Below are 24344 nucleotides of genomic sequence, written 5' to 3'. Positions count from 1 at the left end.
TTAATCAAGATGCTGTTTACTCCAATCTAAGGCTTCGAGCTTATTGGAGACATTTATCTTTTTAAATATATTATTTAAATGTGTTTTTACAGTATGCTCACTAATGAAAAGAGAATCAGCAAGTTGAGAATTGGACTCTGACTCTGAAAGAGCTTTCAAAACCTGTCTTTCACGCTTTGTCAATGAAGAAGGTGATGCAACACTCGATTTTTTTAATTGTTTTGGTTTTAGATTTGCTTCGTAATGATCGAGAAGTTTATTTACAACATTACGAGGTAACCAGTTATCTCCACTCAGTATAGCCATTAGACCATTTTTAAGTTGTGCAATATCGCAGTTTTTTCCAAAAACACCCTTGATCCCTTTCCATTGAATAATCTCACTGAAAGACAGTTTTTCAGGGCTGTTTACAATAACCGTTACAAGGTTTAGCTTCTCGACATGTTCAGTTAGTGTTGATTTTTCATCTTTTTGAAGAGCTGAATAGTCTACGATTAACAACTTTCGTTTATTGTGTACTGGTGTTTTTATAAATTGTGTCGGCTCCAATGTTTCTACGGGTAAACTTAAAATAGATGTAAGCACATCACTAATTGCTTTAGTTTGGTTGTTCAAACTAGATATGAATAGGATGCCTTTGATTCCTTTGTCACTCATAAACTCAGTTAACTTAGACGTTTTTCCTAGAAAGAAAACTAATTATCGCTTTAACAAATACTAAATACTTAGATGCTTAATGTCATTGGTTTTTGAGGATTTACACTACTGTTATTAAGTTTGAAACATGCTTTGCACCTAAAACGAGGTACTTTAGGCTTAGTTAGCGTTAAGGGTAATTTATGACTTTGGTTCGTCTATTGCGAAGGTACCAAAAAAATACCAAATCTCATTTTTGAGCATGGAATATTTGTTGTTTTTATATAAGATCAATTCTGCATCTATTTGATGCATAAGATTCATTTGTTTTATTTTTTATAATTATTTTTATTGACAGAGAGCCTCTAAGTTAGTTTGCAATTCTTAGGCCTCTATACAAAAGGAATTCATTATGAGTGTATTTTTGGGTACTACTAACACTGACAGTACTGGTTCATCAGCAAACTTAAACGCAGGTAATGCAACAGGCGAAGTTGATAAAGTGTACCATGAAGATGGTGTTGATGGTGTTGTTACTGGTACGTCAAAAGATACTTACGATTTTGATACAGTAACTGTAGTTTCAGACGAGTGGAACAAAGACGGCTACAAAGAAGCTAAAATTGATGGCTCTTTTGAAGTGATCACAGTTGAAGATTTTGTTGATGTTGATATCCAGAATGCTGCTGATTCTGGTTTTTCTCATATTCATCTATTGAACACTAAACGTGGTCAAATTGATACAACAGGTACTGATTCAAATGACAGCATCTTTATCGCTGTAGAAAGTAACAGCAACACTTGGTCGAATAAGTTTGTTGTTGAAACCGGTGAAGGTAATGATGTTATTGAAATGGTTGACGTGCTGAATTCTAACTATACTGAGTTCAATATTTCTCTTGGTGATGGAAATGACACTGCAGATGTTTCTCAACTGCAAACTGCTTTGGATGATTCTAAAGAACGTATCATTGACGGTGGTAAAGGTCTGGACGTTTTAGTGACTAATGGTGACGCGCAGTTGGTATTCAGTGGTTTTGAGGTAATTCAAGGTGATAACTTCGGAGCTGGTAGTCAGCTAACACTTGACGCAACCGCGCTTGAAAATAATGCTAACCCTCTTGGCCTTGTTGTTTCTAACCTAGACTTAAGCTTTGACGAAGCATCAATCGATGGTTCAATCCATCATGATCTTAATGCTTTCCAAGAGTATTATGTAGAACAACTTGGCTTTGATGCGGAAAACTTTGCCGCTGTAGAGGTTGCAGTTGACGGTCAGAAGTATGTTGTTCTGACTGATGATGCGGATTACCTTGCATAATATATATTCATATTAGTTTAAAGGAGCTGGCATAATCGTCAGCTCTTTTTAGTTTCGGCTAAACATAAACAATAATCCCGCATTTTGAATGCCCTTTTTCTCAACTACTACTTTTCAGTAACGTATCTCAATTTATAGCGACAAAGGTGTAGCCCTTATTAGAAGCAACTATGTATCTTTGTTTAGTTTCAGTCTTTATCATTTGATATAGGTATGGGTTATTTAGCGGTATTGGCATGATTAATGTTCTTAGGCCCACAACCTAATTTTTTAAAAAAAGTGAAGTTCAAGACATACTAAAATTATTATTTGAAGGTATGATTTTGCCATGCATTCATATTTAGTCTAATGCCCCTTAGTATATGGTATCTATTTCTGTTTAATAAATAAGCAAATAACTTACTCAAATCACATATCAGTTGTTCTGATCTTTGACCTTATATCGAATATCACTTCATAACTGGTTAAGTAAAAAGTTTTAGATATTTGATTTTACATGAGTTAAACAATGTCAGTTGTAAATCATTATTTGTTAAAGTTGAGCTATATTACGTGGTTGTTATTTACGCTGTGAATCATTTTGTATTATTTGTGTGTGTTAATTTAATTGATAGATGATTCATTTGTCAGTCTTATTTAAACATAGAGACTAATATTCTAATGGTACCAAAAAAATATTAAATCAATCTCTTGTTGTCGACACCAGGTGGAGAAACTGAATAAGATAGTTCCATCGCTTGGACATCTATTTAGATTTCCTATATCAGCCTCCAATTAGAAGAATGTATGGTTTTAATTGGGCATAATATTAAACCTTAACAAAGGAATAAATAATGAGCGTTATTTTTGGTACAAGTAATACTGATGGTACAGGTTCTGCTGCTGACTTAAACGAAGAAAACGGCATCTTAGTTCAAGATGATTACCAACAAGATGGTGTAAACATCAACGTTACTGACGAAGACGAGCTAGGTTTCTCATTCTCAGAAATTGAAGCTGATACTTCAGTATGGAACGCTCCAAAAGAAGTTAAAGTAGAAGGTTCTTCTGATGAAGTAATCCAAATTAATAACTTTGTTGATGTGTACATCGACAACCAAGCAGACCTAGGCCACTCACAACTTGACGTACTAAACGTTAAACGTGCGTTTATCAATACTGCAGGTGTAGATTCTGATGACAGCATCATGATTGGTGTTAAGAGCAACAACGATCACTGGAGCAACTTGTTCGAAGTAAACACGGGTGACGGTACTGATGCGGTATCTATGATGAACATTGAAAACTCAAAGTTCACTGAGTTCGATGTCAATCTAGGTAACGGCAACGACAAATTTGATTTCTCAAGCCTTGAGCTTTCTGATAAAGAAGGTCAACTGCGTCATGTTGATGGCGGCGAAGGCTTAGACGTTCTTTACACAAATGGCGATGCTAACCTAACCTTTGAAGGCTTCGAAGTTGTTCAAGGTAAAGGCCAAGGTATTGACTCTGTACTAGAAATTGATGCTGCTACGCTTGCAAATAATGATTCTTCAGAGTCTGGTTTGATTATCGCAGACCTAGATGTAGAAATGGGTGAAGGTGTTGACTCTTACACAGTATCTGAGCTTTCAGCAGATCAAGCGGATCACCTACTTGATGAAAGCTTTGACGCAAATGAATTCGTTGCTGTAACTTTCACTACAGATTCAGGCGAAGAATTCACTATTCTTACAGATGACGTTGACTTCATGTAAGCTTAGTTTATTTAGCTAAATATTAAACCGGCAGTCGAAGACTGCCGGTTTTTTTGTAACTGAATGAAATTGTCTTTTTCTTGAGAATAAGGATATACCAAAAATCTATTACTTAAGATGTATGTTAAGTCTGGCATAATTGTTTAGTTTGTCGGAATAGTTGCTGGTGTTATGGTTCTAAACAATTCTCGTATAGTTTATTTTGTTTTATTGCTGATAGCGTTTGTTGCGCTTTTCTTCTCACTACGGCAAGGTCACTCAGACCTTAAAATGCATGCTTTGCAGCAAGATATTCAGCGCACAAAGCATTCAATTGCTTCTCGATCACTCTCTTTAGAAGATGATTTATTAAAAGAGCAAATTGAACGTATCTTAGCTCAATCAGAAAATCCTCAATATATGTATTCTATCGCTAACTTTTATGCTTGGCTCAGTTACGTTGCAAAGGTACAACTAGGCAAAGACAAGTTAGGTTCAACATACAGTGAGAAAGCATATCAACTGAACGAAAAATCAAGAACATTAAGACCATTTGACTCTGCTATATATTCGGCATTGGCAAAGGATGCTTGGCGTTTAGGGAAAGATAGAGTGATTATTGAGAATTGGCTGGATGTCGCTCAAAAGCTAGGGCCATATGAACGAGTCACTAGTTTAACAAGTGTTGAGTATTATTTGGCTCATTGGCCTACTTTGAATAAAGAACAACAAAAGAAGGTGGTGTCCTATTTATTGGAAATGGATGATTTTAATCTCAATGAAGGAGATTTTTGGAGTATTCTCACTCAACCGGTGTTGAAGTCTCGATTTTGCTCAATAATGAGGTTTAATGCGCAGAAGTTTGGTGCTTGCCAGTGAGTTGCTATGGGATATGGGATATTTGACGCCAATAATAAATATAGATGTCGTCCAGACATCACTTAAAGTATAAGTTTTTTTATAAACAAGGACACGAAATGAAACTAAAAAAGCTAGCATATGGTACGCTTATTGGCTTTTCAGTTTTCTCATCACAAGCTATTAGTAAAGAGTTAAATATCGCAGGTATTTCATCTGTAATTACAAGCTCGGTTGAGAATATTGAAACTCTGACAAAAGAATTACTAACTGAAAACGAAGACAATGCAATTGAATTGTTTGAGTTGTTGCTAAAGTCAAGAGTAGGCGAGGCTGATCAAATACTTGCTTCTGCGATGCAAACTTTTCCAAGCTTAGCTAGTCAATTTGCCTTATCAGCAAGAAATCTAGGTATTTCTAATTCTGAGATTACGATTGCGGCGATTGAAGCAGGCATTGACCCGACTTTAGTTTCAGAAGAAACAGCGGCAGGTCTTGAGGAAGTCGTACCAAGACCGACACCTGCGAGCCCTAAAGCTCCAGTTTCTGGGAATTAACAAATTAAGCCGTTCTAATGAACGGCTTAATTTTTATTAAAATGATAAAGTTGCACCTAAAGAAAGGTTTACTTCTGATGGTTTTGAAATGGGATCTACATAACCAACTTCTGAGAATAGTTTAGCTTGATCAAAGATCCGATAAGTTAAACCTGTATATGCATTATGTAATACGCCATTTTCTGACTCCGTATCAGAATCCTGAAAAACGACTTCATAACCTGAGTACAATGTAACTCCCTCAACAAATGCAAGCTGGCCAGCAAATGCGAGTGCATTTTTATCGACTGAGCGGGATGATACTAGTTTATCTTCAGTAGAATTATAGTAATACGTTGCACCAAGGTTATAATCACCCATTTCAAGAAATGCTGAAGTATGGCCGTATATCGATTCTTGTTTATTGTTATCAGCATTGGTTTTAGTTTTACCTATACCTGCAACTAAAGTAATATCAGCACTGCGATAACTACCAAATAATTCAGCTAGTTCTCTTTTACGATCTCCAGATTCAAAGCCATAGGTGCTACTTAGAGCAAAAAGTTCGGTGCTATATTGGTATTTAATTGTTTCGTCTTTGACACCAACGCTGTTTAAATTAGCTTCTCCACCGAAGCCTTCGGAGTAATCTACTCCACCAAAATTATCTGAAGAAGTTGAGTGTTTACCATAAGTTAATTTGCCTAGTGATTCACTATACAAACCAACATAGTATTGCGATAAGTAAAGGTCGTCTTCATTTCTGTCTTCATCAGCATCTAGGTTAACTTGTGCTTCTGTGCCTGCTGCAATCGCTAGAGTATCTGTAATGAAATATTGTCCATCGACACCAATGCTAGAGTCTCCAAATGTATAGTTGTTATCTCTTTCATCCATGAGCTGTGCTTGAGCTTTGATGTTACCATAGACAGTTAGATAGGCTTGATCGGTGTTGATAAGTTCATACGCTTGAGCTTGAGTGAAGCATGTTAAAGCTATCGCGATAGATAAACAGGTCTTTTTCATCATATTCCCGCTGAGAGATTAGTTTTAAAGTAAATATTTTTGTAGTGCATGTCTTAATGCGTAACAGAAAAACTAAGGTCAATTAATGTATTGGCTTAACTATATTACAGGTGGAACAATAATATTGTCTTATGTATGAGATGTATTGACTTTAGGTGGGGATGTTTTTGACACTCACTCATGTGTGGATATTATGGACGTAAAAATGCAACTTTTGTAGTAAAATTAAATTAGTATTTGTGTGTTAACTTATTGTTTGGGTAGTGTATTTGTTAATAAACTCCCATTATGTCACTTGGAAGTAAAATGGATAAAGTAGATAAAGTATGTTTCCATACTTTGCTGTTACTACTAGTATGGCTACCAGTCCCGCTTGGTTCAAATAGGGTATGGGCGTGGTCGATATTTGGAACAATCATCAGTGGAGTTGTAATCGCTTTTGTAATCTCTAGTTTAGTGACGAAGAGAGAATTACCTTTTAATCGACTAATTCGGTTTGGGTGGTTGTTAGTTCCACTAATGCTATATTTATGTTGGGGAATATTTCAACTTATACCTTTACCCATGTATATTTTAGACTTTTTATCACCAAACGCATATAAATTTTACTCTCAATTTGGTTTAAGTTTTTCTCCGATTACCCTTGATCCTTATGCGACAAAGGTTGCTTTGCTCAAAGGTGTCTATTTTCTATTATTCGTTATATCTACAATTTTATTTGTAAATACTCCAAATAGAATAAAAAAAGTACTATTCGCATTGTTATTGAGTGGACTCTTTCAAGGAGCTTATGGTGCATTTGAAATACTTTCCGGAGCAGAACATAGTCTAATTTTTCAGCTAAAGGTTAATAAAGCTGCAACGGGTTCGTTTGTATATAAAAATCACTTTGCTAATTATTTAGTGATGTGTCTTTGTATGGGATTGGCACTTATCGTCGCCAATTTACATTCGACCTCTTCAGGTTCTTGGTTTGTACGCTTTAAGCGGTGGGTTGGCGCCATTTTATCGGGAAAAATGCTGGTCCGCTTGGCTATGGTTGTGATGGTGATAGCGTTAGTTATGTCTCGATCTCGAATGGGGAATACTGCGTTTTTTGTTGCGTCATGCATAGGTGGAATTGTTGCGTTACTGTTTTATAAGCAGAAACCAAGAGCGTTAGTTGCTCTTATTATCAGTGTTCTGATGATCGATGCGATTGTAGTCGGATCCTTATTTGGTGTGAGTAAAGTTCAGCAGCGTATTGCTGAAACTTCATTTACTCAAGAGACTCGTGATGAAGTTGTAGAATGGAGTCTCCCGATTATTTCTGATTTTCCATTGACTGGAACGGGGATGGGGAGTTTCTATTCAGTTTTTCCAGCTTATTCAAAATATAATATTGGCTTCTATGACCACGCACATAATGACTACCTGCAATTTGCTGTTGAAGCGGGTATCCCCGCAACGTTGCTATTGGGCTTTCCTTGCTTATGGGCATTGTGGTTATGCGTTAAAAGTATGAGAACCCGTAACAGTCGGACACTAAAAGGCACCGCGTTAGGATGTTTTATGGCTATACTAGCGATGCTGATTCACATATCAGTCGACTTCATGCTCCAAGCACCAGCGAATGCAGTGACATTTCTTACAATCTTAGTTTTGGCTGGCTGCAGTGCTTCAATGAAAATCTCAAGACGTTCAGAGAAAGATTATGTTTGATAAAATCCTCGTCGTGTGTGCTGGCAATATTTGTCGCTCTCCGATCGCTAAAGAAATGCTATCGAAAATCATGCCCGATAAAGAAGTGGATTCTGCAGGTTTAATTACGCAAAAAAGTAATTTAATCAGCGCCAGAGCCAGTGAGCCAATGATTCAGTTAGCGCTAGATGCAAATATTGATCTTTCCACACATCTGGCGAAACAGTTAACACCTGAACTTTGCCAATGGGCGGAGCTGATTTTAGTGATGGAAGAATCTCATATTTATTCGGTAGCAGATATTGCTTCGACTGCACGAAGCAAAACATTTCTGCTAGGGCAATGGTCTACAGGTACCATTAGTGATCCGTATGGTAAAGGAGAGCGAGAATACAAAGTGGCTTACCAGGCGATAGAACAAGCCTGTGAGAGCTGGAGAAAGCGCCTAAAATAGATCGAGTGAGCTAAGGCCGATCCGCAAACTTCATTTTGTACATACTGTGGTCGGCCTGAGAGATCAACTGATTCATTGTTGTTGAATCATCAGGGTATCTGGCCATTCCCACACTTGTTGATAAATACTCAGAGCTACTTGAGAGCTCGATTTTTTCTTTCACGCATTGCCGTACCATTTGTTCAATATTTTCAATAGCTCCGCACTCGATATCATTAAGAATAATTGAAAACTCATCCCCTCCAATACGATAAACTTGATAATTTAACGAATCACTTTGAGTTGAAAGTCGGTGTGAAAATACTCTAAGTAAATGATCGCCAGCTTGATGGCCGTATGAGTCGTTAATGGATTTGAAGCCATTAAGATCTAGGATAAACAAGGTGAAGGGACGCTGGCGTTGAATATTAGACTCAAGGGCTTTGAGCAAGGCTAACCGATTGAGAATTCCTGTCAAAGGGTCTGTTATGGCAAGGCTTTTATGGTGCTGTGCTTCTTTATGGAGTATGTAACTTACCAATCCTGCGCAGGTAAATAGAAGAAACATCAGAAGAAATTGAACGTGTGTCAGCATCTGGGCTTGCTGCATTTGAGCTTGATACAACGGGCTTTTTAAGCGAAAGTTCGCGTTTACGTATTGTATTGTGGTCAGGTAAATATTGTTAAATGCTTGACTGAGCTGTTTCGCTTCTTCTGAGCTTTTGACCTCTAATTGGTTTTCAAGCTCCTTGAAGCGAGTAAACATCTCGCTGAAAAAGCTGTATGCCCCTTCAAGAGCCATAATATCGTCCGACTCTTTGCTGTGCATGAGGACATCAAAGCGACTCCAAGTAAGCTCATATTTTAACTTCATACGTTCATCATATTCAGTATGATCCGCTGCAAAGGGGGTGATACTAACGAGCTCAGAAAACTCCTTAGTGAGCTGAAATAAAAACCAAGATGCCTGGTTATGCTGCTCCGAGTACGAGCGCGCAAGCTCTCTGGTTGCAGATAGAAAGTATAAGTTAGCTACGATAAGTATCGCCGAAAACACAATGAGCAGTGTTTTCGCTTGAGACAAGAGTATTGGTAGTTGCTGTTCTTTGTAATGCTTAACCATATTATATTATGGGTTGTGAATAACAATTTCGTCTATTTGCCAAACCATTTGAGAATAATAGGTTGGATTGTTTATCTCTGGGTTTGAATCTAAATCAAATACCAACCAAAATGGTCCCTTATTTCTTATTTTCATATACTTACCATCCATTTGATACGCGATGATTGGATCATAAGTGAGGATGTCTTTTACTGTGCTGCTTGCAGCATAATCGTTCAACGCAATAAATGAGACGGCAAGCGCACTGTCAAGTTTGTAATACTTCAAAAGTTCGGAGACTTTGACTCCAGAGAACGCTTTTGTCTCTTCAAACCATGGTAGTTGCGTTGTAAATGATGAGATCGGAAATTGACTCATTAGTGTCTGTCTACTGAGCGTTTCAACTTTTTCATTTGGCAACTTAATCACGAGATCGGCGGCGTGGGTGTAGGTGCTGACTAGCAAAAAACTAATGAGAAGAGTCCATTTCATTTGTATTCCTTAACTCACGCTATGTTAATTAGGTTTCTCTCAATAAGTATACGATTAAGTGTACTGTATTTAAACGAATTTATGAGTATATCAAGTAGTACTTTTGGTATGAGGATATAAAAAAGCCCCTCAAAAGAGGGGCTCATTACGTGAATATATATTGATTGGGAATTAGAAGATAAGGTGCGCAACACCTGCAATAACAGGTAAAGTGATGAGAGTTCGCAGGATAAAAATCGTAAATAATTCAATGATGTTGACTGGGATTTTACTGCCAAGCAATAGAGCTCCTACTTCGGACATATAGATAAGTTGTGTTACAGACATTGCTGCTATCACGAAGCGTGTCATTTCACTATCGATTGATGCTGCAAGGATTGCAGGGATAAACATATCAGCAAAACCAACAACAATGGTTTCTGATGCCGCAGCAGCCTCTGGGATCCCTAGCATTTCAAGGAATGGGATAAATGGTTGACCTAACACACTAAACACACTGGTGTATTCAGCAATAACAAGAGCGATAGTACCAAGGCCCATCACAACAGGTAAAACACCAAACACCATATCGACTGCGTTTTGGATACCTTCTTTAAAAACACCTTTTGCAGACGTTACTTTGCTTGCTTTTTCCAGTGCTAAGCTCATTCCCCATGAAAAAGTCGAATGTCCTTGAGGAATAGCATCTGCATCATCTTCAGGTTTTGAGCCGTCAATGAAGGTGTCTTTTTTCAAGCTAAGTGGTGGTAAGCGAGGAATAATAATCGCAGCTACTAAGCCTGCTAAACAGATTGCGCCATAGAAAGGCAGAAAGAGATGCTCTAACTCGACTTGCGCAATGACCACTAAGCTAAATGTAATCGAGACGGCAGAAAATGTGGTGCCCACAACAGCCGCTTCTCGCTGTGTGTAGAATTTATTTTCGTACTGCTTGCTTGTTAATAGAATACCAACACTGCCGTCACCAAGCCAAGAAGCCATACAATCAATAGCACTTCGACCTGGTAGATTAAACAATGGGCGCATGATTTTACTTAGTAGAGTGCCAAAAAGTTCTAACAAGCCAAAATTTAGAAGTAGTGGTAGCAAAAGACCTGCGAAAATGAATACAGAGAACAGTGTAGGAAGTAGACCGTCTAAAACAAGCCCTCCTGTATTTTCCTCCCAAATGGCTTTTGGTCCGATTTGGAAGTACGTCATGATGACAGCAATGCCACCAATAACTCTCACCGCTAGCCAAAGTGGAGATGGGTTAAACAACCCGTTTAAAAAAGGCGAACTAGCGATAAAAGATGGAGTTTTGATACGACAAATTGCTGATGCAGCAGCCATGGCAGCAATAATGAAAGTGAGCGTTGGAACCAGAAACTCACCAAAAACCGCTTGGAGTGTTTTTGCGAGAACGGCTACGGGAATAGTAATGTCACCTTGATAACTGATCGGTGCCATAAATAAAAAGAGTCCCAGCATTGAAGGAATGAGGAACAGCCAAAATTTACTCTTCAGATTTGGTTCTTCTACAGTTTGCGCGTTGTTTTGCATTGATTTACCCATGTTACAACTAGTTCAATCCACATTTATCGTATGGAATATATATTCACTAAACATTCGTATAAATTCACGAGATGTAAGAGTAACTAGTTTTATCATCTCGTGCAATACTATTCATTAATTTGGTTTAAATATTCAGTGTTACATATTGAAGTGTATTAACTTTCTGGATGTATGTTTTGCAGATGATACAGTTGTAGGTTTATTGTTGCAAATTGGGTTTATTGTTGTTGGTTTTTATCAATAGATAAGTCCAGTAACTAAAAGCAATTGCTAAAGATAGGAATACTGGGAGGAGCAGTGCGCCTAAAGAGTACGCAGCAAAGAGCTTAGCTCCAAGTACGCCTCCGGATAAAAAACCAAGGAAAATGAATAGAAATAGCTTAGCTTTGCGGTAATCAAAAGGTTGTCCTCTTAGACGAGCGCCAATCATTAGCCCTAAGTCGGTGACGATACCTGTTAAATGAGTCGTTCGAACAACAGCTCCGCTAAATGTGGTCAGCATGGCATTTTGTAAACCGCATGCGGCTGAAGCAAAGTATTGACCATAAAGTGAATTGTCTTTCAATAGAAGGTAGGCAATATAGAGAAGCCCACCCTCAATACACAAGGCAACACCATACCGGCGGCCTAACTTTAGAGCAGTGCTTTCGATAAATGTGCCACTTAAGACGGCGCCAAGCATGAAGCTAAAGACAATCATAAATAGGTGTAACGTTCGGCCGTCTAAACTCTCAAGGCTTGTACCAAGAAGTGTTACCGTACCTGATATGTGAGAGACTGCTTGATGTTGAAATCCTAGTAAACCGATTGCATTTACAATCCCTGCGAGAGAGGCCAGTAGAAAAGCTCCATATTCTACCCAGCGTGGAAGTTTAGAAATCAAAACGAACTCCTCAAATTGAAGAAAGAGATTATATCGCTTTGATCCTTTATGAGATAGGAGTTATCTATGAGCTCAGTTGATCCTAAACAATCAATCGTAATGTTTCATCTGACAATCAAAACTTACCCAGCCAAATTGCCTTTTTTCGTAGATAGAAAAGCTTGGTGTTGGTAAATCTTGTTGTTTAAACACTCCGATGGGGATAACGATAAATTCTGGAGCGTTTTCCAAGTGCAATAACATGGTTGTTCCACAGCGAGGGCAGAAAGAATAGGTAACATTACCACCGCTATCACTGATGCGACTAAAAGACGCAACCTCACCATCATGGCGAACTTGGTGCTCTAAGAATCGAGCCTGTACGCCAAAAACACTTCCGGTACGTTTTTGACATTCAAAGCAATGACATATTGCTGTGCGTATTGGTTCCCCTCTACATACCAGCGAAACTTGACCACAACTGCACTCAGCTGTTCTGATTTTTTCCATCTGGGAAGCTCCTTGTGATGACAGCAGTACATTGATAAGGTTTACCACCAACTTCAGTTGATGACAAACTTGGACCGTATGAAAAAGAGACTTTTGCCGATCCCACTTATATTACTCATTCCCATTGTTTTACTCGTCATAGTGGCCGTTGCCGGTATTTATCGATTTAGCTTAAGTGATGAAGAAATCATGGCAAAGTTTCCAGCAACAAAGGTTAAAAGTGACCTGATCCTTAAAGAAGTCTTTGATATTCCTACCTCGAATCCGTGGACAATCCGCGTACCTGAAAGCAACGCATTTGCTTTTATGAAAAAACATGAGCGAGAGAAAGGGTTTGTATCTGGTCCGTTTGACGATGGTGTTGTTCGTGGTGAGGTTATAGTTGAAACCAAATGGTTAACTCAGATTGCACCTACCGTTTTTTCTGCACCTATGTTGGTTTCCAATCAAGGCTCCGGGATATTTTATTACTTAGCGATCTTTGAATATGACATTACTCGCAAACGGATGATTTTATCAGATGTGGCATTGATCGGTGACCGAATTAAAGTGACTACCCTTGACTACAAAGACAATCGCTTAACTTTAATGGTTATGCGGAATGGCGAGCAGCAAGCGATGGCAGAAGAACCTAATGTGCCTGAACAATTCGAGTTTGATTTGAGTCAGCAATATAAGCTCGAACCTTTGTAAACCAGATAACCAGTCAGGAAAGGGCGTCGGAGTTTTTGCTTCCTTTCTGGCGAATATGTCCAGTATTGCTTATTATTTAGCCATGAATATGGAATAAGAGCAGTTAATGGAGTAACAAATGATTAATAAGCGCTTCTTTAAAACAAAAAATGAAGTTGAAGTCACTTTTGAGTTGCCACAAGAGCAAGCAAGCCAATCGGTCGCTTTAGTGGCGGATTTTTTAGATTGGCAGCCAGCAGAAATGAAAAAAGTGGCAAAGTCGAAAACCTATAAGTTTAAGACTCGCTTACCGAAAGATAGCCATTTCGAATTCAGGTATTTGATCGACAATGAAAAATGGATAAATGATCCGAATGCCGACCGCTTTACACCAAATGGGTTTGGTGAAGATAACGGATTGATCTCGACATTTCGCTGATCGATAGATGAGATATGTTAGTGACTACTAATCATATAACCTATGTCACATAAAGAGGCGCTTTTGCGCCTTTTTTGATCTTTCTTTGACATTACTGTGGTGACATTTATTAAAGAAATACGTACTCTTATGCTTTTCGGAATTCATGTAAAGGTCAAATTGTGCAAGCCAAGACAATGAAAGCTCGATTTTTTGAGCTGACAACACCAAAAAAGCTACTGCTTTTGGGGCTGCCTGTTGCTGCGATAGTTGCATTTTCTTCTATCAACAATACAACTCTTCCTTCACGCACCGTTGATCTTTCTCTTCCTGAAACCGAACTGGTAAATTCCTACCTTATTGATACCGAAGATACACACGATATCCCAGACTATGAATACGTCATTCAGAAAGGGGATAATCTGAGTAATATCTTCGAGCAACTGGGCTTTGGCTACAGTGATCTTCTAAAAGTAATGGAAACGGATCTTAACTATCTGGCATTAGATACGCTTAAGCCTGGCAATACGCTTCGGTTTTGGAAAGGTAAAGAGGGCCAAGCCCTTGAAAAAATGGAGCTGGAATTTAGTTTAGTTGAACGTGCTGTCTACTCTCGATTAGATGATGGCAGCTACGAGTTTGACGAAGTTAAAATTCCGGGTGAATGGAAAGAGCTTCCATTAGTTGGTGAAATACGAGGCAGTTTTTCACAGTCGGTCCATAAACTTGGACTCGGTAGTTCTGAGATAGAGCAAGTCGTTGCCTTATTAAAAGACAAGATTAACTTCACGCGTGATCTGCGTGCTGGAGATAAGTTTGAAGTGGTTCAGTCACGCCAATATATCGGCAATAAACTGACAGGAAACCGTGAAATCAAGGCTATTCGTATCTATAACCGCGGTCGTGTGTTAAGTGCATATTTACACACTGACGGTCAATATTACGATCAAAACGGAAACAGTTTACAACGTGCTTTCCAACGTAAGCCAGTGAACGGTAACTACCGATTGAGCTCAAACTTTAACCCGAATCGTAAGCATCCTGTGACTGGCCGCGTGGCCCCGCATAATGGTACTGACTGGGCGACTCCAACCGGCACGCCGATTGTATCGACTGGTGATGGCGTGGTCATTATGACTCGTAAACACCCTTATGCTGGAAATTACGTGGTGATTCAGCACGGTAGTACTTATAAAACACGCTATTTGCACCTGAGCAAGATCTTGGTGCGTAAAGGGCAGAAAGTGAGCCGGGGACAACGTATTGGTCTTTCAGGAAAATCTGGACGCGTTACTGGGCCTCATATTCATTACGAATTGATTGTTCGGGGTCGTCCGGTGAATGCGATGCGAGCCAATATCCCAATGGCGAATTCAGTACCAAAAACTGAAATGGCATCCTTCAGAGCTAAACGAGATCAATGGGACGCGATGTTAAAGCAAGAAGAAATGAAACTTGCTTCTCAAACCGATTCCGATTCAACCAGCTAAAAAAATCCCCTGTTATCAGGGGATTTTTTTATGCGTTAGAGACCTTTTTATTTTGGTCCCCTAGGTTATTTTGAAAGTTGACGATGGTGTCTGGACGCTCAGGTCTTGAGAAATAGTACCCCTGAATTTGCATGCATCCCATATCGTAGAGTTTTTGCAAGGCCTCTTCATTCTCAACGCCTTCGGCAACAAGGTCGACCTCAAGCTGCTTAGCAAGTTGAATGATTAGCCACACCACACTTTCCGATGTCTTGTTACAAAGCATGTTCCGAATAAATGTCGCATCGATCTTGATACAATCGATAGGGTAGCTATGGATATAATTCAAACTTGAATAACCGGTACCAAAATCATCTAGAGCGACGGTAAAGCCGAGCTTTCTGAGTTTGTCGAGGATGATCCTGACTTCGTTAGTCTGAGACAAAAGGACGGTTTCTGTCAGTTCAATGGTGAATTCGTAAGGCAAGAAGCCAAAGCGATCAATTGTTTCAACTAAATGGCTGAGGTAGCGCTTCGAGTCGTTGAGCTCATGTGCTGAGCAGTTGAGCCCCAATTTGACTTTGTGTCCTAAGCCTTTTTCTAACTGCAGTTTTGCTTCACAGGCAAGCTCGACAATGCGTTCTCCCAGTTCAACTATTAAGCCTGACTGTTCAGCCGCTTCGATAAATTCTAACGGAGAGATCACTCCAAGAGATTTACTTTGCCAGCGGGCCAATATTTCGAAATAGCTCCAACGCGTACTGTTTTTTCTTACAATGGGCTGGGCTAACACATAAATTTCACTTGGCATGTCTGGGGATTTGTTTAATTCATGACGAAGCGCGTTGATGATCATTGTTTTGCGATGATACTGCGTACTTAAATGGGTGTCGTAGCACTGGACTTTCGTATTGCGTGATTGCTTACAGTCTTTCAGGGCTAAACTGGCATTGAGTATCAGCTGATCGGCCGTCATTTTATTTTCAAATCGCCGTGCAATACCAATGCTGGCACTTAATTTGATGTTATGAACCGGGTCGGTGTATCCGGCTTCAAGTCGGTTAATAATTTTCCGGCACACTTTTAATGGATCGCCAGAAAAAGTGATAAAAGCGAACTCATCGCCCGCAATACGGAAGGCGAGCTGTTCTTCGGGAAGAGACTGGCTAATCGCAGAAGCTACATATTTTATGATCTGGTCACCAATGTAATTGCCATATAAATCATTGATTGATTTGAAATTGTCGATGTCTAGATAGGCCAAAGTAAAAGGTGATGGGTAATTTTCAGTGAGTTGCTCTAATTTGTCGGACAAAAAGCTGCGGTTAAGCAAGCCAGTTAAGTTGTCGTGAGAGACTTCATAGCTCAGTTGGTTAACTAAACTGTCGGAACGTGCAGAAAGCCATTGAGAGCGAAGGCCATGCACCACGACATTTGCGAAAAGTCTGTGATAGAACACCAACTCTTCTTGGTCCGAAACCGGTGTGGTAAAGGTTGAAAGCAGAACCCCAAGAACCTCTCCACTACGTGTGCGCAAAGGTAATCCCAAATAGGCTTGGAGGTGGTTTTCCTTTATATACGAGTCATGAGGAAAAAACTCCGCGACATTCTTGGCGTACAAGCAGAAATCACGGTCAGATTTGCTGACATGTTCACAAGGTGTCCCACGCAGCGAGTAGTTGCCATCGCGTTTCAGTTTGTTCTCGCAAGCATAAGAAAGTGTTTGGGCGTTAAAATTAAACTTATCGACTTCCACAATGCAGGTGCAGTATGTTTGGAAGTGCTTATGCAATACAAGGGTGACTTTGTCCAGCAGCTCAGCGCCATTGAGTAGCAGCGTCTCATTGATAATGTCTAAACTGATGGAGCCACTCTGGTGAGGTTTCCTAGCCATAATGAGTAACCCATGTTGTGATGATTTTTTATCATCTATTTATTGGTATATGCACATGGTTACTATGGTATAGCGCTCACACTTTTTCAAACTTGGTTGCTAGGACTTTTTTGTGGTCCTTGGCTAGTTTGTTGTTTTTAATAAACTTACTTAGGATCTTTTTGTAAGCGCTGTTTCAGATAGTCCAAAAATAGTTTAGTTCGTGTGTGTTGGTAATCTAATTTCGGATAATAAGCATAAACTGTGGTTTCATCAGCAGTGACATCAGCCAATATACGTTTCAAGCTACCCAGCCGAATTTCTTCTCTCATCATGACATCGTTAGTCAGCAAAATGCCCATCCCGCTTTTTGCTGCGTAAAACAGTGCTTCTGGGTTGGTTGTTGCAAAGTTACCTCGTAATAATATGCGCTTTCCATTGGAGAGCTTAATTTCACGCTGTGTCCGCTCTCCCCATATCAGCATATTGTGTTCAGTTAATTGGCTAGGTTTGGTTGGCTCGCCGTGTTTTTCGATGTAATCAGGTGACACATAAAAGCCTGCTTTGTGCTCAAACAGTGCAGTAGCTTTAAAGCTCAACGAGTTTAATTGCTCGATTTCACGGCTAATGAATAGGTCTAAGCTGAGATCGGGTAGTTGCCCTGGTATTGTAGTAGTGAGCTGAATACGAATATCAGGATACATTTGTAAAAACTCATCTAAGTACTGCACCAAAAACTTTGAACCCACAGCAAGTGTTGCGCCAATTTTTAGCAGGCCAGCCGGTGATTGATCGACGGAACGTGTTTCATCAACGACGGATTGCCACTCTTCAAGTTGCCTCTTTGCACGTTCGTAGAATAAGGCTCCTGCTTCTGTTTGAGTGACCGAGCGGGTTGTTCGTTTCAGAAGCTGCACACCGATGCGTTCTTCTAACCAATGCACTCTTTTGCTAATCGCTGAGCTAGTGGTGTTTAGCTTGCGCGCCGCACCATTGAAACTCCCTTCATCAACAACTCGAACATAGCTATCAACACTTTGCAGCCAATCCATTTTGTGGACTCCTATTAATTCTCATCTGGAACTAATTCTTTTCCTTATGAGGTGATTATCATGTATGAGCGTTTAATTTACACTGGATTTCATGGCGTGAACATAAGAGATTTTAATGAAGAAAACCCCGATTTTATTGGCTATGATGATCATTGCAACGGGTCAAGTGGGTGTGAGTATTTATCTACCTGCATTACCCCTTATTAGCGAGAGCTTATCTGCGACCCAAGCTGACGTTCAACTTCTCGTGACACTTTATTTAGTTGGTTTTGGGTTATCGCAGCTTTTTTATGGCCCGTTATCAGACAGTATTGGTCGCCGTCCTGTGTTCTTACTGGGGCAGGGTATTTATCTGATAGGTACACTGGTTTGTGTACTGTGTTCGTATGATTTAACCATGCTAGAGAGTGGTCGATTACTACAAGGCTTAGGAGCGGGTAGTGCTTCCGTTCTTGGGCGAAGCGTGTTGCGAGACAGTTATGACGGGGCTCAATTAACCAAAGCTTTTTCGTATATTTCTGTAACGGCCTCCATTTTGCCAATTCTTGCTCCCGTTGCTGGTGGATGGATAGCTTCTCATATCAGCTGGCAAGCGATATTTCTTTTTGTATTAGTATATTTATTAGCGATTTACTGCCTAGGTTATTGGGTATTGAGAGAAACGCTACCGTATGCGAAGCGAGCGTTTCGGGTTCGTTCCATTATTCAGAACTACTCTCAGCTTCTGTCAAACCCGCAGTTGTATATGAGTGCTAGTTTCAATTGGTTGAGTTACTTAGGATCTATTGTGTCACTGTCGGTGATGCCTTTTATTGCTCAGAACCAACTTGGCCTGAGTGCTGCGGAATATGGTTCGGTAATGATCATTCCTTCATTAGGCTTGCTTATGGGAAGTACCATGATGAACATATTGATTCGGTATTTTAGCCGTCACTGCCTATTAGGTGGCGCGATAAGTATTGCTCTGGGGGCTGGTGTCTGGTTAATGATGAGCTCTGTTTCGTTATTTAGTTTGATCCTTGCTTTTACGCTATTCTCGATCGCACAAGGTTTGTCTTTTCCCATCTCAATCTCGATGTTGCTTGAGCCTTATAAGGAAAATGCAGGGTCGGTGTCGGCACTTTCTGGTTCGGTGCAGATGGCGCTGTCAGGATTGTTTGGTGGATATCTGGTGAAAACTTGGATTGGATCTTCTGAGTGTTTAGGTATCTTCTATGTTTCTTTGGCGGTCATCATGACTATTGTATTGGTATTGCAGCGTCGACATCATCAAACTCAACAGGAGTTTGCTTGAAACCGACCTACGGATTGATACAATGCGAACCCAAATTGATAACCTGCCTTTGAGGTCATGTTCATGGAACATAAAGAGTTTGAAACACTGGTTAAGAGCCTTTGTGAAAAAGAAAATCTTCCACAAGCTTTAGAGTTACTAAAAAGTAGTGATGACGCTGAAGTAGCACAAGCCGCAGAGTCTTTGGCTGGCCAATTTGCCCTTGCCGAAGTAGAGGGTGAGAAGCGAATCTACCATGTAGTGCTTGAAACAAATGACCAAGGCGAAGAGCAAGAGTTTGTAGAACACATCATGAACGAAGGTGATGATGTCATTGTGTTTGTTGCTTGGTTCTTTGATGCGATGTTTGAAGTGAAGCGTAAAGATACCTATCAAGCAGCAGGCAAAACTTACAAGCAGCCTAAACGCAACTAAATGTGATTTAGATCTTGTTTTGTTGGTGGTTCGGATTAAAATCGGCGTCGTTTTTACAGGAGACGACAATGAACCACGAATTAGGTAGTGCCTATTTAGGTCAGCTAGTTGCGAAACAAGCGATGCATAATGCGTTGTATGGTAAGCCAAAAGTGAAGAAAAGCTCATTTCTAAAACGTTGTTGGAAAAAAGTGAGCCAGTAAACGCTACTAAAATGGATTTTAAAACCCCGACATTCATGTCGGGGTTTGTTGTTTTCGCTTAACCGTTCTCTAGGTTTACCACATTGTCAGGGATGGTTTTTAATCCCTTTTCTTCGAGCCAAGCTTTTAGATTGTCAGCCCCACCAATATATTGGCCATCTAACCAAATTTGTGGCACCGTGACGGGCGTTTTCTCGCCAATGATCGCTTTGACTTCTGGAATCATACGATAGAGTGCTGCGCTGTCTTTTACCACATCATGATACTGGTAATCGATGCCTGCTTCATTCAGCATGTTCTTTGCTTTGACACAATATGGACACGTTGCTTTGCCATAGACAACACTTCCCGTCATTTCATCACGCTTCGTCCACTCTTTGATCACAGACTGAACAAGTACCCCGCGATTGAGTGCTTCTCCCTGACTGATCACTTGGCCTTCCACCATGATAATTGGGGCGTGCCAAGCTCCTTTCTTCAAAGGCTCCCACCAATGCGATAACCAATCTTTCACTTCCAACTGAACGGGAATACCTGCCAATTCCGTTTCGAAAGTATCTTTGAGGATATCTTTAGTCAGGGTACATTCACCGCAAGGAATATTTACCTTGAACGGTCCCCAGCTTCCTGCCCAGCGATATAAAGTGATTTTGATTGGATCTGTCATTGTGGCTCTCCCATAAATTGTTTTCTTCCTTAAAAGAACGACATTGGTCAGAATTTATTTCAATGATTTTGCTTTTGCTGTTTCCCAATGGGTAATAAAGGCGACAGACAGTATGATGATCATCGCTCCTAACCATAACCTACCGGGTGGTACCCAACCAAAGACAAGCCACCCAGCAAGTACATTCAACGGCAATTTGGCATGGTCAAATGGCTGTACAAATGAGGCGTCAGCAACGGCATAAGCTTTCACGATGGCCCATTGGGCGAGTGCTGTCATGATGCCAGCAGCAATTAATATTATCCAAATTTCCCCTCCTTGTGGCATTTGCCAATCAGGTAATGCCAACATTAGGTTGAATGGGGTGATCAGGACGAGGAGATAAACCACCATGGTTGATGGAGAGTCATCGGATGATAGTTTTTTTACCATTAAAGAGTAGCAGGCCCAAAAGAAGGCAGCGCCAACAGGTAGTAGAGCTGCCCAGCTAAAATCATCGGCCCATGGTTCTAGAATGATCATGGCACCGACAAAGCCGGTTACAGTTGCTCCCCAGCGCGCCATACCTACTTTCTCTTTAAGAAATAACCCAGAACCAATCGTGGCAAACAAAGGAGAGGTCATGAGAAGTGCAATACCTTGCCAGATAGGTACAGGGTAAGCTAAGGCCCAAAGCCATAATTGAATGCCAATGACTGAGAGAAAAACACGGAACACGTGCCATCCTAACTTGGTTGTGCGTAATGACTTGCGAATACCCAATGTTTTTAGATAAGGCAAAATAGCGACCAAAGCGATGCCATATTGGATCAGTGCAACCGTGGTTGAAGAGAGGCCATGATGGATACTGGCCATCTGCGCAAGGCTATTCACAATAGCAAAAGAGAGGCCAGCAGTAAGCATCCAGCTCGCTCCCTGAACTGGATGGTGTTGTTGTGTTGTCATGTCGGATTGGGGGATAAAAAAACGTTTTTGAATCATACGTTTTTCTATTCAGGAAACCAACATTGATAACCATGCCTACAGAAAAATCTGGTTAACGACAGGTGTCTTTGCTCTTATTTCTTGTCATGATTAGCTGCGGTTGGTCAGGTAAACAGAAACAGTGACCAAAATCATTCCCAAGCCATGCCATAGCGTAAAGGTTTCACCTAAGACGATAACGGCGCTAAGCGCAGTGATTGCCGGCCCAATGTTACTGGTGAGACTGAGCTGTGTAGGCGTTAAGCGTGCCATGGCCGCAGCAACTAAATAAGAAGGGATCACAGTACAAAAAATACCTAATACGATACCCACAATAATCAGTTCAGGGCTCAATGTGGTGATATGTACATCACTGAACCATAAGTGAAGTAAAATGGCTGCACCTGCACTCCCCATACCAATGCTGGTAAATAGTGAACTACCGAGCTGTGCAATGAGTGGTTTACTCCACACCAAGTAAAACGCGAATATCAATGCTGAGCTAACCGCCAATACACTACCGATTGCAACCGTATCTCCAAATGCGTGAAAGTCATGAATGACGATCAACATGATGCCACCATAACCAACAAGCGCAGCAAGCAAGGTATGGAAGCTTGGACGTTGACGATAGAAAATCCAGCTAATAAGGACAACGAAGGTAGGAAACAAAAACAGTAAGAGACGCTCAAGCTGAGCGGAAATATACGCCAATGACGCAATATCTAAATAGCTTGCTGCGTAATAACCTAAGATGCCAACCGCGACCGCTTTCAAACCGTGTTGTTGAACATTACGTCGGTTTTCAGGAACTCGGCACAGCCAAAACAACATCACTAGATATAAAGGCAAAGAGCTAAAGGCGCGCAGAGCCATAATTGAGGTCGCATCGCCACCGTATTGGTATGCAATTTTAATTAATACAGGCTTAATTGAGAAAAGTACGCATCCGCCAAGCGCCAGTAATATGCCGACTTGAGCACGACGGGGTCGGTGAGGCTCAGCAGGTTGTTGCAGGGTATTTTCGGTCATTATTCTCGTATCCTTACATTGATTTGGCTACGAGATATAGGGAAGAACAACTGGCTACATTCTCGTAGCCAGGCACTAAGTTACCTACCGGCTACAGGTATTGAAGAGAAGGAGCCAAAGGTAGGTAACTGTATCATTCATGTGTGGTATCCATTTTGGTGAATATTTAGCCTAACGCAGGCGGCGCTTGAAAATCAACCACCTAATGGGATTATATCGCTAACGCCTTATTTTCAATTTGGTTTAGTGCTTTTTTGTACATCAACCAAGCACATGTACCCGCTAAAATGTTCCCTCCAAAAGCCCCCCAAAATAAGCCTTGTAGTTCACCGAGTTGCGCTCCTAACCATAAACAGGGAAGGAAGAAGGCAAACAAACGCAGAGCAGAGATAGTCAATGCGGTATAGGATTTGCCTAGAGCGTTTGAAACCGACACCATTAGCATACAAATCCCCAACGGCCCAAGGCTGAATGGAACGATATAAAGGTGCCATGAGAGGATTTGTTCCACTTCGACCTCGCTGGTCATCAGTTGAGCCAGTTGGCTGGAAGCAAGCCAAGTTAGGGCTGCAATAGCGAGCTGGGAAAGAACGATGAATTTACAAGCGATGCTCACCAGCGTGCGAATGTCGATTAGGTTATTTGCACCTAACAAGCGCCCAACCATTGGCGGCATTGACATGGTCAAAGCCAGCACTGTGACAATGGCAAAAAATTCAAAACGAGAGCCAAGCGCCCATGCAGCAACTGCCGCGGTACCAAAACCTGCGAGTAGTTTAGTTGCCAGCATGGATGAGAGCGGTGGCAGCAGTTGGCTGACCATTGCCGGACCCATAATATTGGCAATAGCACTTAAGCTTTTCGTCAGATTTAAATTACTCCAATCGAAACTGATCCAGTTCTTTTTGAGCACCTTAGGAGCAACAACCAGTATGCCAATGCCAAAGGCGATGATGGTCGCTAAGGCGGCGCCGTTAATGCCTAGATCAAAGGTAAAAATGAAGAGAGGATCGAGCGCTAAGTTTATGCCACTGGTCACCATCATCATGGTGCCGGGCAGCATGGTGTTACCGTTTGCACGACACACGCTGTAAAAGAAATACAACACGGCGCCAGTCCAAGCACTGATGAGCCAGTAAATCCAATACGCATCAATAATTGGGAATACACTTTGGGGCGCGCTTAATAGATTAAGAATAGGTTCTCGAATGACATAAAGTAGCAATGAAATCGCCGCAACGCCAATGCTGCCCATTGCGATAACTAAAGCGCCAAGCTGCTTAGCATATTGTGTGTCGTTGCTGCCTAATGCCTTGGCGATGACGGCCGTAGTTGCAATGCCTAACCCAACTTGAATGCCGATGATGATCATTTGAATCGGTAAGGTAAAGCCTTGCGCAGCAAGTGGTAAAACACCGAGTTGACCTATGAAGGCACTATCAACAAGCTGAAAGCTCATTAAAGAAAGGACACCGAATACCATAGGCCATGTCATGGTAAAGAGCTGTCGTCCCAGTGATTGCGTCGCGTTTTGTTCCATGGATTTCTGTCTTTATGAGAAT

Annotated in this window: 25 protein-coding genes; 12 read left to right on the top strand and 13 right to left on the bottom strand. The window is 40.8% G+C overall.

The features are described 5' to 3' along the window. Positions 1–657, bottom strand: a complete 657-nt coding sequence (locus ACQEXS_RS10485; RefSeq protein ID WP_427013783.1) for a LuxR C-terminal-related transcriptional regulator — start codon at positions 655–657, stop codon at positions 1–3. A gap of 391 nt (positions 658–1048) precedes the next feature. Between ACQEXS_RS10485 and ACQEXS_RS10480 the strand changes: the two genes are divergently transcribed. The 4 genes from ACQEXS_RS10480 (at position 1049) to ACQEXS_RS10465 (ending at position 5087) form a co-directional block, all read left to right on the top strand. Next, positions 1049–1957 (top strand): hypothetical protein, encoded by a 909-nt coding sequence (locus ACQEXS_RS10480; protein ID WP_427013782.1) that lies wholly within the window; start codon positions 1049–1051, stop codon positions 1955–1957. Positions 1958–2790: 833 nt separating this feature from the next. Continuing rightward, positions 2791–3693, top strand: a complete 903-nt coding sequence (locus ACQEXS_RS10475) for a hypothetical protein (protein WP_427013781.1) — start codon at positions 2791–2793, stop codon at positions 3691–3693. A 171-nt stretch (positions 3694–3864) separates the two neighbouring features. Then, the gene (locus ACQEXS_RS10470) at positions 3865–4551 is read left to right on the top strand and encodes a hypothetical protein (protein WP_427013780.1); all 687 of its coding nucleotides are present in this window, start codon (positions 3865–3867) and stop codon (positions 4549–4551) included. Positions 4552–4649: 98 nt separating this feature from the next. Beyond that, entirely contained in the window at positions 4650–5087 is a 438-nt protein-coding gene (locus ACQEXS_RS10465) for a hypothetical protein (RefSeq protein ID WP_427013779.1), read from the top strand. Positions 5088–5123: 36 nt separating this feature from the next. On the opposite strand, the gene ACQEXS_RS10460 is transcribed toward ACQEXS_RS10465, so the two are convergent. Next, positions 5124–6095, bottom strand: coding sequence for a porin (locus tag ACQEXS_RS10460; RefSeq protein ID WP_427013778.1), 972 nt, complete (start codon positions 6093–6095; stop codon positions 5124–5126). A 303-nt stretch (positions 6096–6398) separates the two neighbouring features. On the opposite strand from ACQEXS_RS10460, the gene ACQEXS_RS10455 reads away from it, so the two are divergent. Together ACQEXS_RS10455 and ACQEXS_RS10450 are read left to right on the top strand one after the other, a co-directional pair. Beyond that, complete coding sequence (locus ACQEXS_RS10455; protein ID WP_427013777.1) at positions 6399–7793, top strand: O-antigen ligase family protein; 1395 nt, start codon at positions 6399–6401, stop codon at positions 7791–7793. Beyond that, positions 7786–8226, top strand: coding sequence for a low molecular weight protein-tyrosine-phosphatase (locus tag ACQEXS_RS10450; protein ID WP_427013776.1), 441 nt, complete (start codon positions 7786–7788; stop codon positions 8224–8226). Before ACQEXS_RS10455 ends, ACQEXS_RS10450 begins: the two co-directional genes overlap by 8 nt. Before the next feature lie 10 nt (positions 8227–8236). On the opposite strand, the gene ACQEXS_RS10445 is transcribed toward ACQEXS_RS10450, so the two are convergent. The 5 genes from ACQEXS_RS10445 to ACQEXS_RS10425 form a co-directional block, all read right to left on the bottom strand. Further along, on the bottom strand, positions 8237–9328 hold the full coding sequence (locus ACQEXS_RS10445; protein ID WP_427013775.1) for a GGDEF domain-containing protein: 1092 nt from the start codon (positions 9326–9328) through the stop codon (positions 8237–8239). Between the two features lie 6 nt (positions 9329–9334). Further along, positions 9335–9799, bottom strand: coding sequence for a molybdopterin-dependent oxidoreductase (locus ACQEXS_RS10440; protein WP_367990311.1), 465 nt, complete (start codon positions 9797–9799; stop codon positions 9335–9337). 171 nt (positions 9800–9970) lie between these two features. Next, positions 9971–11341, bottom strand: a complete 1371-nt coding sequence (locus tag ACQEXS_RS10435; protein WP_427013774.1) for a YjiH family protein — start codon at positions 11339–11341, stop codon at positions 9971–9973. Between the two features lie 211 nt (positions 11342–11552). Beyond that, positions 11553–12236, bottom strand: coding sequence for a YoaK family protein (locus tag ACQEXS_RS10430; protein ID WP_427013773.1), 684 nt, complete (start codon positions 12234–12236; stop codon positions 11553–11555). A 90-nt stretch (positions 12237–12326) separates the two neighbouring features. Then, entirely contained in the window at positions 12327–12725 is a 399-nt protein-coding gene (locus ACQEXS_RS10425; protein ID WP_427013772.1) for a GFA family protein, read from the bottom strand. Positions 12726–12803: 78 nt separating this feature from the next. Here ACQEXS_RS10425 and ACQEXS_RS10420 point away from each other — a divergent pair, with 78 nt between their 5' ends. From ACQEXS_RS10420 to ACQEXS_RS10410, 3 genes are all read left to right on the top strand, one after another. Continuing rightward, entirely contained in the window at positions 12804–13418 is a 615-nt protein-coding gene (locus ACQEXS_RS10420; RefSeq protein WP_427013771.1) for a hypothetical protein, read from the top strand. Between the two features lie 118 nt (positions 13419–13536). Continuing rightward, positions 13537–13836, top strand: a complete 300-nt coding sequence (locus tag ACQEXS_RS10415; protein ID WP_367990306.1) for an isoamylase early set domain-containing protein — start codon at positions 13537–13539, stop codon at positions 13834–13836. A gap of 176 nt (positions 13837–14012) precedes the next feature. Continuing rightward, entirely contained in the window at positions 14013–15305 is a 1293-nt protein-coding gene (locus tag ACQEXS_RS10410) for a peptidoglycan DD-metalloendopeptidase family protein (RefSeq protein ID WP_427013770.1), read from the top strand. A gap of 28 nt (positions 15306–15333) precedes the next feature. Here ACQEXS_RS10410 and ACQEXS_RS10405 read toward each other — a convergent pair whose 3' ends face one another. Beyond that, the gene (locus ACQEXS_RS10405; protein WP_427013769.1) at positions 15334–17178 is read right to left on the bottom strand and encodes a putative bifunctional diguanylate cyclase/phosphodiesterase; all 1845 of its coding nucleotides are present in this window, start codon (positions 17176–17178) and stop codon (positions 15334–15336) included. 146 nt (positions 17179–17324) lie between these two features. Beyond that, the gene (locus tag ACQEXS_RS10400; protein ID WP_367990303.1) at positions 17325–18209 is read right to left on the bottom strand and encodes a LysR family transcriptional regulator; all 885 of its coding nucleotides are present in this window, start codon (positions 18207–18209) and stop codon (positions 17325–17327) included. Positions 18210–18324: 115 nt separating this feature from the next. Between ACQEXS_RS10400 and ACQEXS_RS10395 the strand changes: the two genes are divergently transcribed. The 3 genes from ACQEXS_RS10395 to ACQEXS_RS10385 all read left to right on the top strand — a co-directional run bounded on the left by ACQEXS_RS10395 (position 18325) and on the right by ACQEXS_RS10385 (position 20120). Then, a complete protein-coding gene (locus ACQEXS_RS10395; RefSeq protein WP_367990302.1) occupies positions 18325–19503 on the top strand; it encodes a multidrug effflux MFS transporter in 1179 nt (392 codons plus the stop codon). Between the two features lie 63 nt (positions 19504–19566). Continuing rightward, the gene (locus tag ACQEXS_RS10390) at positions 19567–19917 is read left to right on the top strand and encodes a hypothetical protein (protein ID WP_367990301.1); all 351 of its coding nucleotides are present in this window, start codon (positions 19567–19569) and stop codon (positions 19915–19917) included. A gap of 68 nt (positions 19918–19985) precedes the next feature. Then, a complete protein-coding gene (locus ACQEXS_RS10385) occupies positions 19986–20120 on the top strand; it encodes a hypothetical protein (protein ID WP_367990300.1) in 135 nt (44 codons plus the stop codon). 58 nt (positions 20121–20178) lie between these two features. On the opposite strand, the gene ACQEXS_RS10380 is transcribed toward ACQEXS_RS10385, so the two are convergent. The 4 genes from ACQEXS_RS10380 to ACQEXS_RS10365 form a co-directional block, all read right to left on the bottom strand. Next, positions 20179–20787: a glutaredoxin domain-containing protein gene (locus ACQEXS_RS10380; RefSeq protein WP_367990299.1), complete on the bottom strand. Its 609-nt coding sequence runs from the start codon at positions 20785–20787 to the stop codon at positions 20179–20181. 54 nt (positions 20788–20841) lie between these two features. Further along, positions 20842–21732: a DMT family transporter gene (locus tag ACQEXS_RS10375; RefSeq protein WP_427013847.1), complete on the bottom strand. Its 891-nt coding sequence runs from the start codon at positions 21730–21732 to the stop codon at positions 20842–20844. A 129-nt stretch (positions 21733–21861) separates the two neighbouring features. Continuing rightward, positions 21862–22782 (bottom strand): DMT family transporter, encoded by a 921-nt coding sequence (locus ACQEXS_RS10370; RefSeq protein WP_427013768.1) that lies wholly within the window; start codon positions 22780–22782, stop codon positions 21862–21864. Positions 22783–22993: 211 nt separating this feature from the next. After that, positions 22994–24322: an MATE family efflux transporter gene (locus ACQEXS_RS10365; RefSeq protein WP_427013767.1), complete on the bottom strand. Its 1329-nt coding sequence runs from the start codon at positions 24320–24322 to the stop codon at positions 22994–22996. Positions 24323–24344 lie beyond the last annotated feature (22 nt).

The sequence above is a fragment of the Vibrio sp. TRT 17S01 genome, assembly GCF_050113695.1.
Classification (GTDB): domain Bacteria; phylum Pseudomonadota; class Gammaproteobacteria; order Enterobacterales; family Vibrionaceae; genus Vibrio.
This window is presented reverse-complemented; position numbering and strand designations above follow the sequence as displayed.

Excerpts from the sequence above, each read along its gene's own strand:
- ACQEXS_RS10370 (WP_427013768.1), bottom strand. The coding sequence starts at position 22,782 with ATGACCGAAAATACCCTGCAACAACCTGCTGAGCCTCACCGACCCCGT.
- ACQEXS_RS10475 (WP_427013781.1), top strand. The coding sequence starts at position 2,791 with ATGAGCGTTATTTTTGGTACAAGTAATACTGATGGTACAGGTTCTGCT.
- ACQEXS_RS10440 (WP_367990311.1), bottom strand. The coding sequence starts at position 9,799 with ATGAAATGGACTCTTCTCATTAGTTTTTTGCTAGTCAGCACCTACACC.
- ACQEXS_RS10385 (WP_367990300.1), top strand. The coding sequence starts at position 19,986 with ATGAACCACGAATTAGGTAGTGCCTATTTAGGTCAGCTAGTTGCGAAA.
- ACQEXS_RS10450 (WP_427013776.1), top strand. The coding sequence starts at position 7,786 with ATGTTTGATAAAATCCTCGTCGTGTGTGCTGGCAATATTTGTCGCTCT.
- ACQEXS_RS10485 (WP_427013783.1), bottom strand. The coding sequence starts at position 657 with ATGAGTGACAAAGGAATCAAAGGCATCCTATTCATATCTAGTTTGAAC.
- ACQEXS_RS10470 (WP_427013780.1), top strand. The coding sequence starts at position 3,865 with ATGGTTCTAAACAATTCTCGTATAGTTTATTTTGTTTTATTGCTGATA.
- ACQEXS_RS10415 (WP_367990306.1), top strand. The coding sequence starts at position 13,537 with ATGATTAATAAGCGCTTCTTTAAAACAAAAAATGAAGTTGAAGTCACT.
- ACQEXS_RS10405 (WP_427013769.1), bottom strand. The coding sequence starts at position 17,178 with ATGGCTAGGAAACCTCACCAGAGTGGCTCCATCAGTTTAGACATTATC.
- ACQEXS_RS10390 (WP_367990301.1), top strand. The coding sequence starts at position 19,567 with ATGGAACATAAAGAGTTTGAAACACTGGTTAAGAGCCTTTGTGAAAAA.
- ACQEXS_RS10375 (WP_427013847.1), bottom strand. The coding sequence starts at position 21,732 with ATGACAACACAACAACACCATCCAGTTCAGGGAGCGAGCTGGATGCTT.
- ACQEXS_RS10435 (WP_427013774.1), bottom strand. The coding sequence starts at position 11,341 with ATGCAAAACAACGCGCAAACTGTAGAAGAACCAAATCTGAAGAGTAAA.
- ACQEXS_RS10465 (WP_427013779.1), top strand. The coding sequence starts at position 4,650 with ATGAAACTAAAAAAGCTAGCATATGGTACGCTTATTGGCTTTTCAGTT.
- ACQEXS_RS10420 (WP_427013771.1), top strand. The coding sequence starts at position 12,804 with ATGAAAAAGAGACTTTTGCCGATCCCACTTATATTACTCATTCCCATT.
- ACQEXS_RS10455 (WP_427013777.1), top strand. The coding sequence starts at position 6,399 with ATGGATAAAGTAGATAAAGTATGTTTCCATACTTTGCTGTTACTACTA.
- ACQEXS_RS10480 (WP_427013782.1), top strand. The coding sequence starts at position 1,049 with ATGAGTGTATTTTTGGGTACTACTAACACTGACAGTACTGGTTCATCA.
- ACQEXS_RS10460 (WP_427013778.1), bottom strand. The coding sequence starts at position 6,095 with ATGATGAAAAAGACCTGTTTATCTATCGCGATAGCTTTAACATGCTTC.
- ACQEXS_RS10425 (WP_427013772.1), bottom strand. The coding sequence starts at position 12,725 with ATGGAAAAAATCAGAACAGCTGAGTGCAGTTGTGGTCAAGTTTCGCTG.
- ACQEXS_RS10445 (WP_427013775.1), bottom strand. The coding sequence starts at position 9,328 with ATGGTTAAGCATTACAAAGAACAGCAACTACCAATACTCTTGTCTCAA.
- ACQEXS_RS10395 (WP_367990302.1), top strand. The coding sequence starts at position 18,325 with ATGAAGAAAACCCCGATTTTATTGGCTATGATGATCATTGCAACGGGT.
- ACQEXS_RS10365 (WP_427013767.1), bottom strand. The coding sequence starts at position 24,322 with ATGGAACAAAACGCGACGCAATCACTGGGACGACAGCTCTTTACCATG.
- ACQEXS_RS10380 (WP_367990299.1), bottom strand. The coding sequence starts at position 20,787 with ATGACAGATCCAATCAAAATCACTTTATATCGCTGGGCAGGAAGCTGG.
- ACQEXS_RS10400 (WP_367990303.1), bottom strand. The coding sequence starts at position 18,209 with ATGGATTGGCTGCAAAGTGTTGATAGCTATGTTCGAGTTGTTGATGAA.
- ACQEXS_RS10410 (WP_427013770.1), top strand. The coding sequence starts at position 14,013 with ATGAAAGCTCGATTTTTTGAGCTGACAACACCAAAAAAGCTACTGCTT.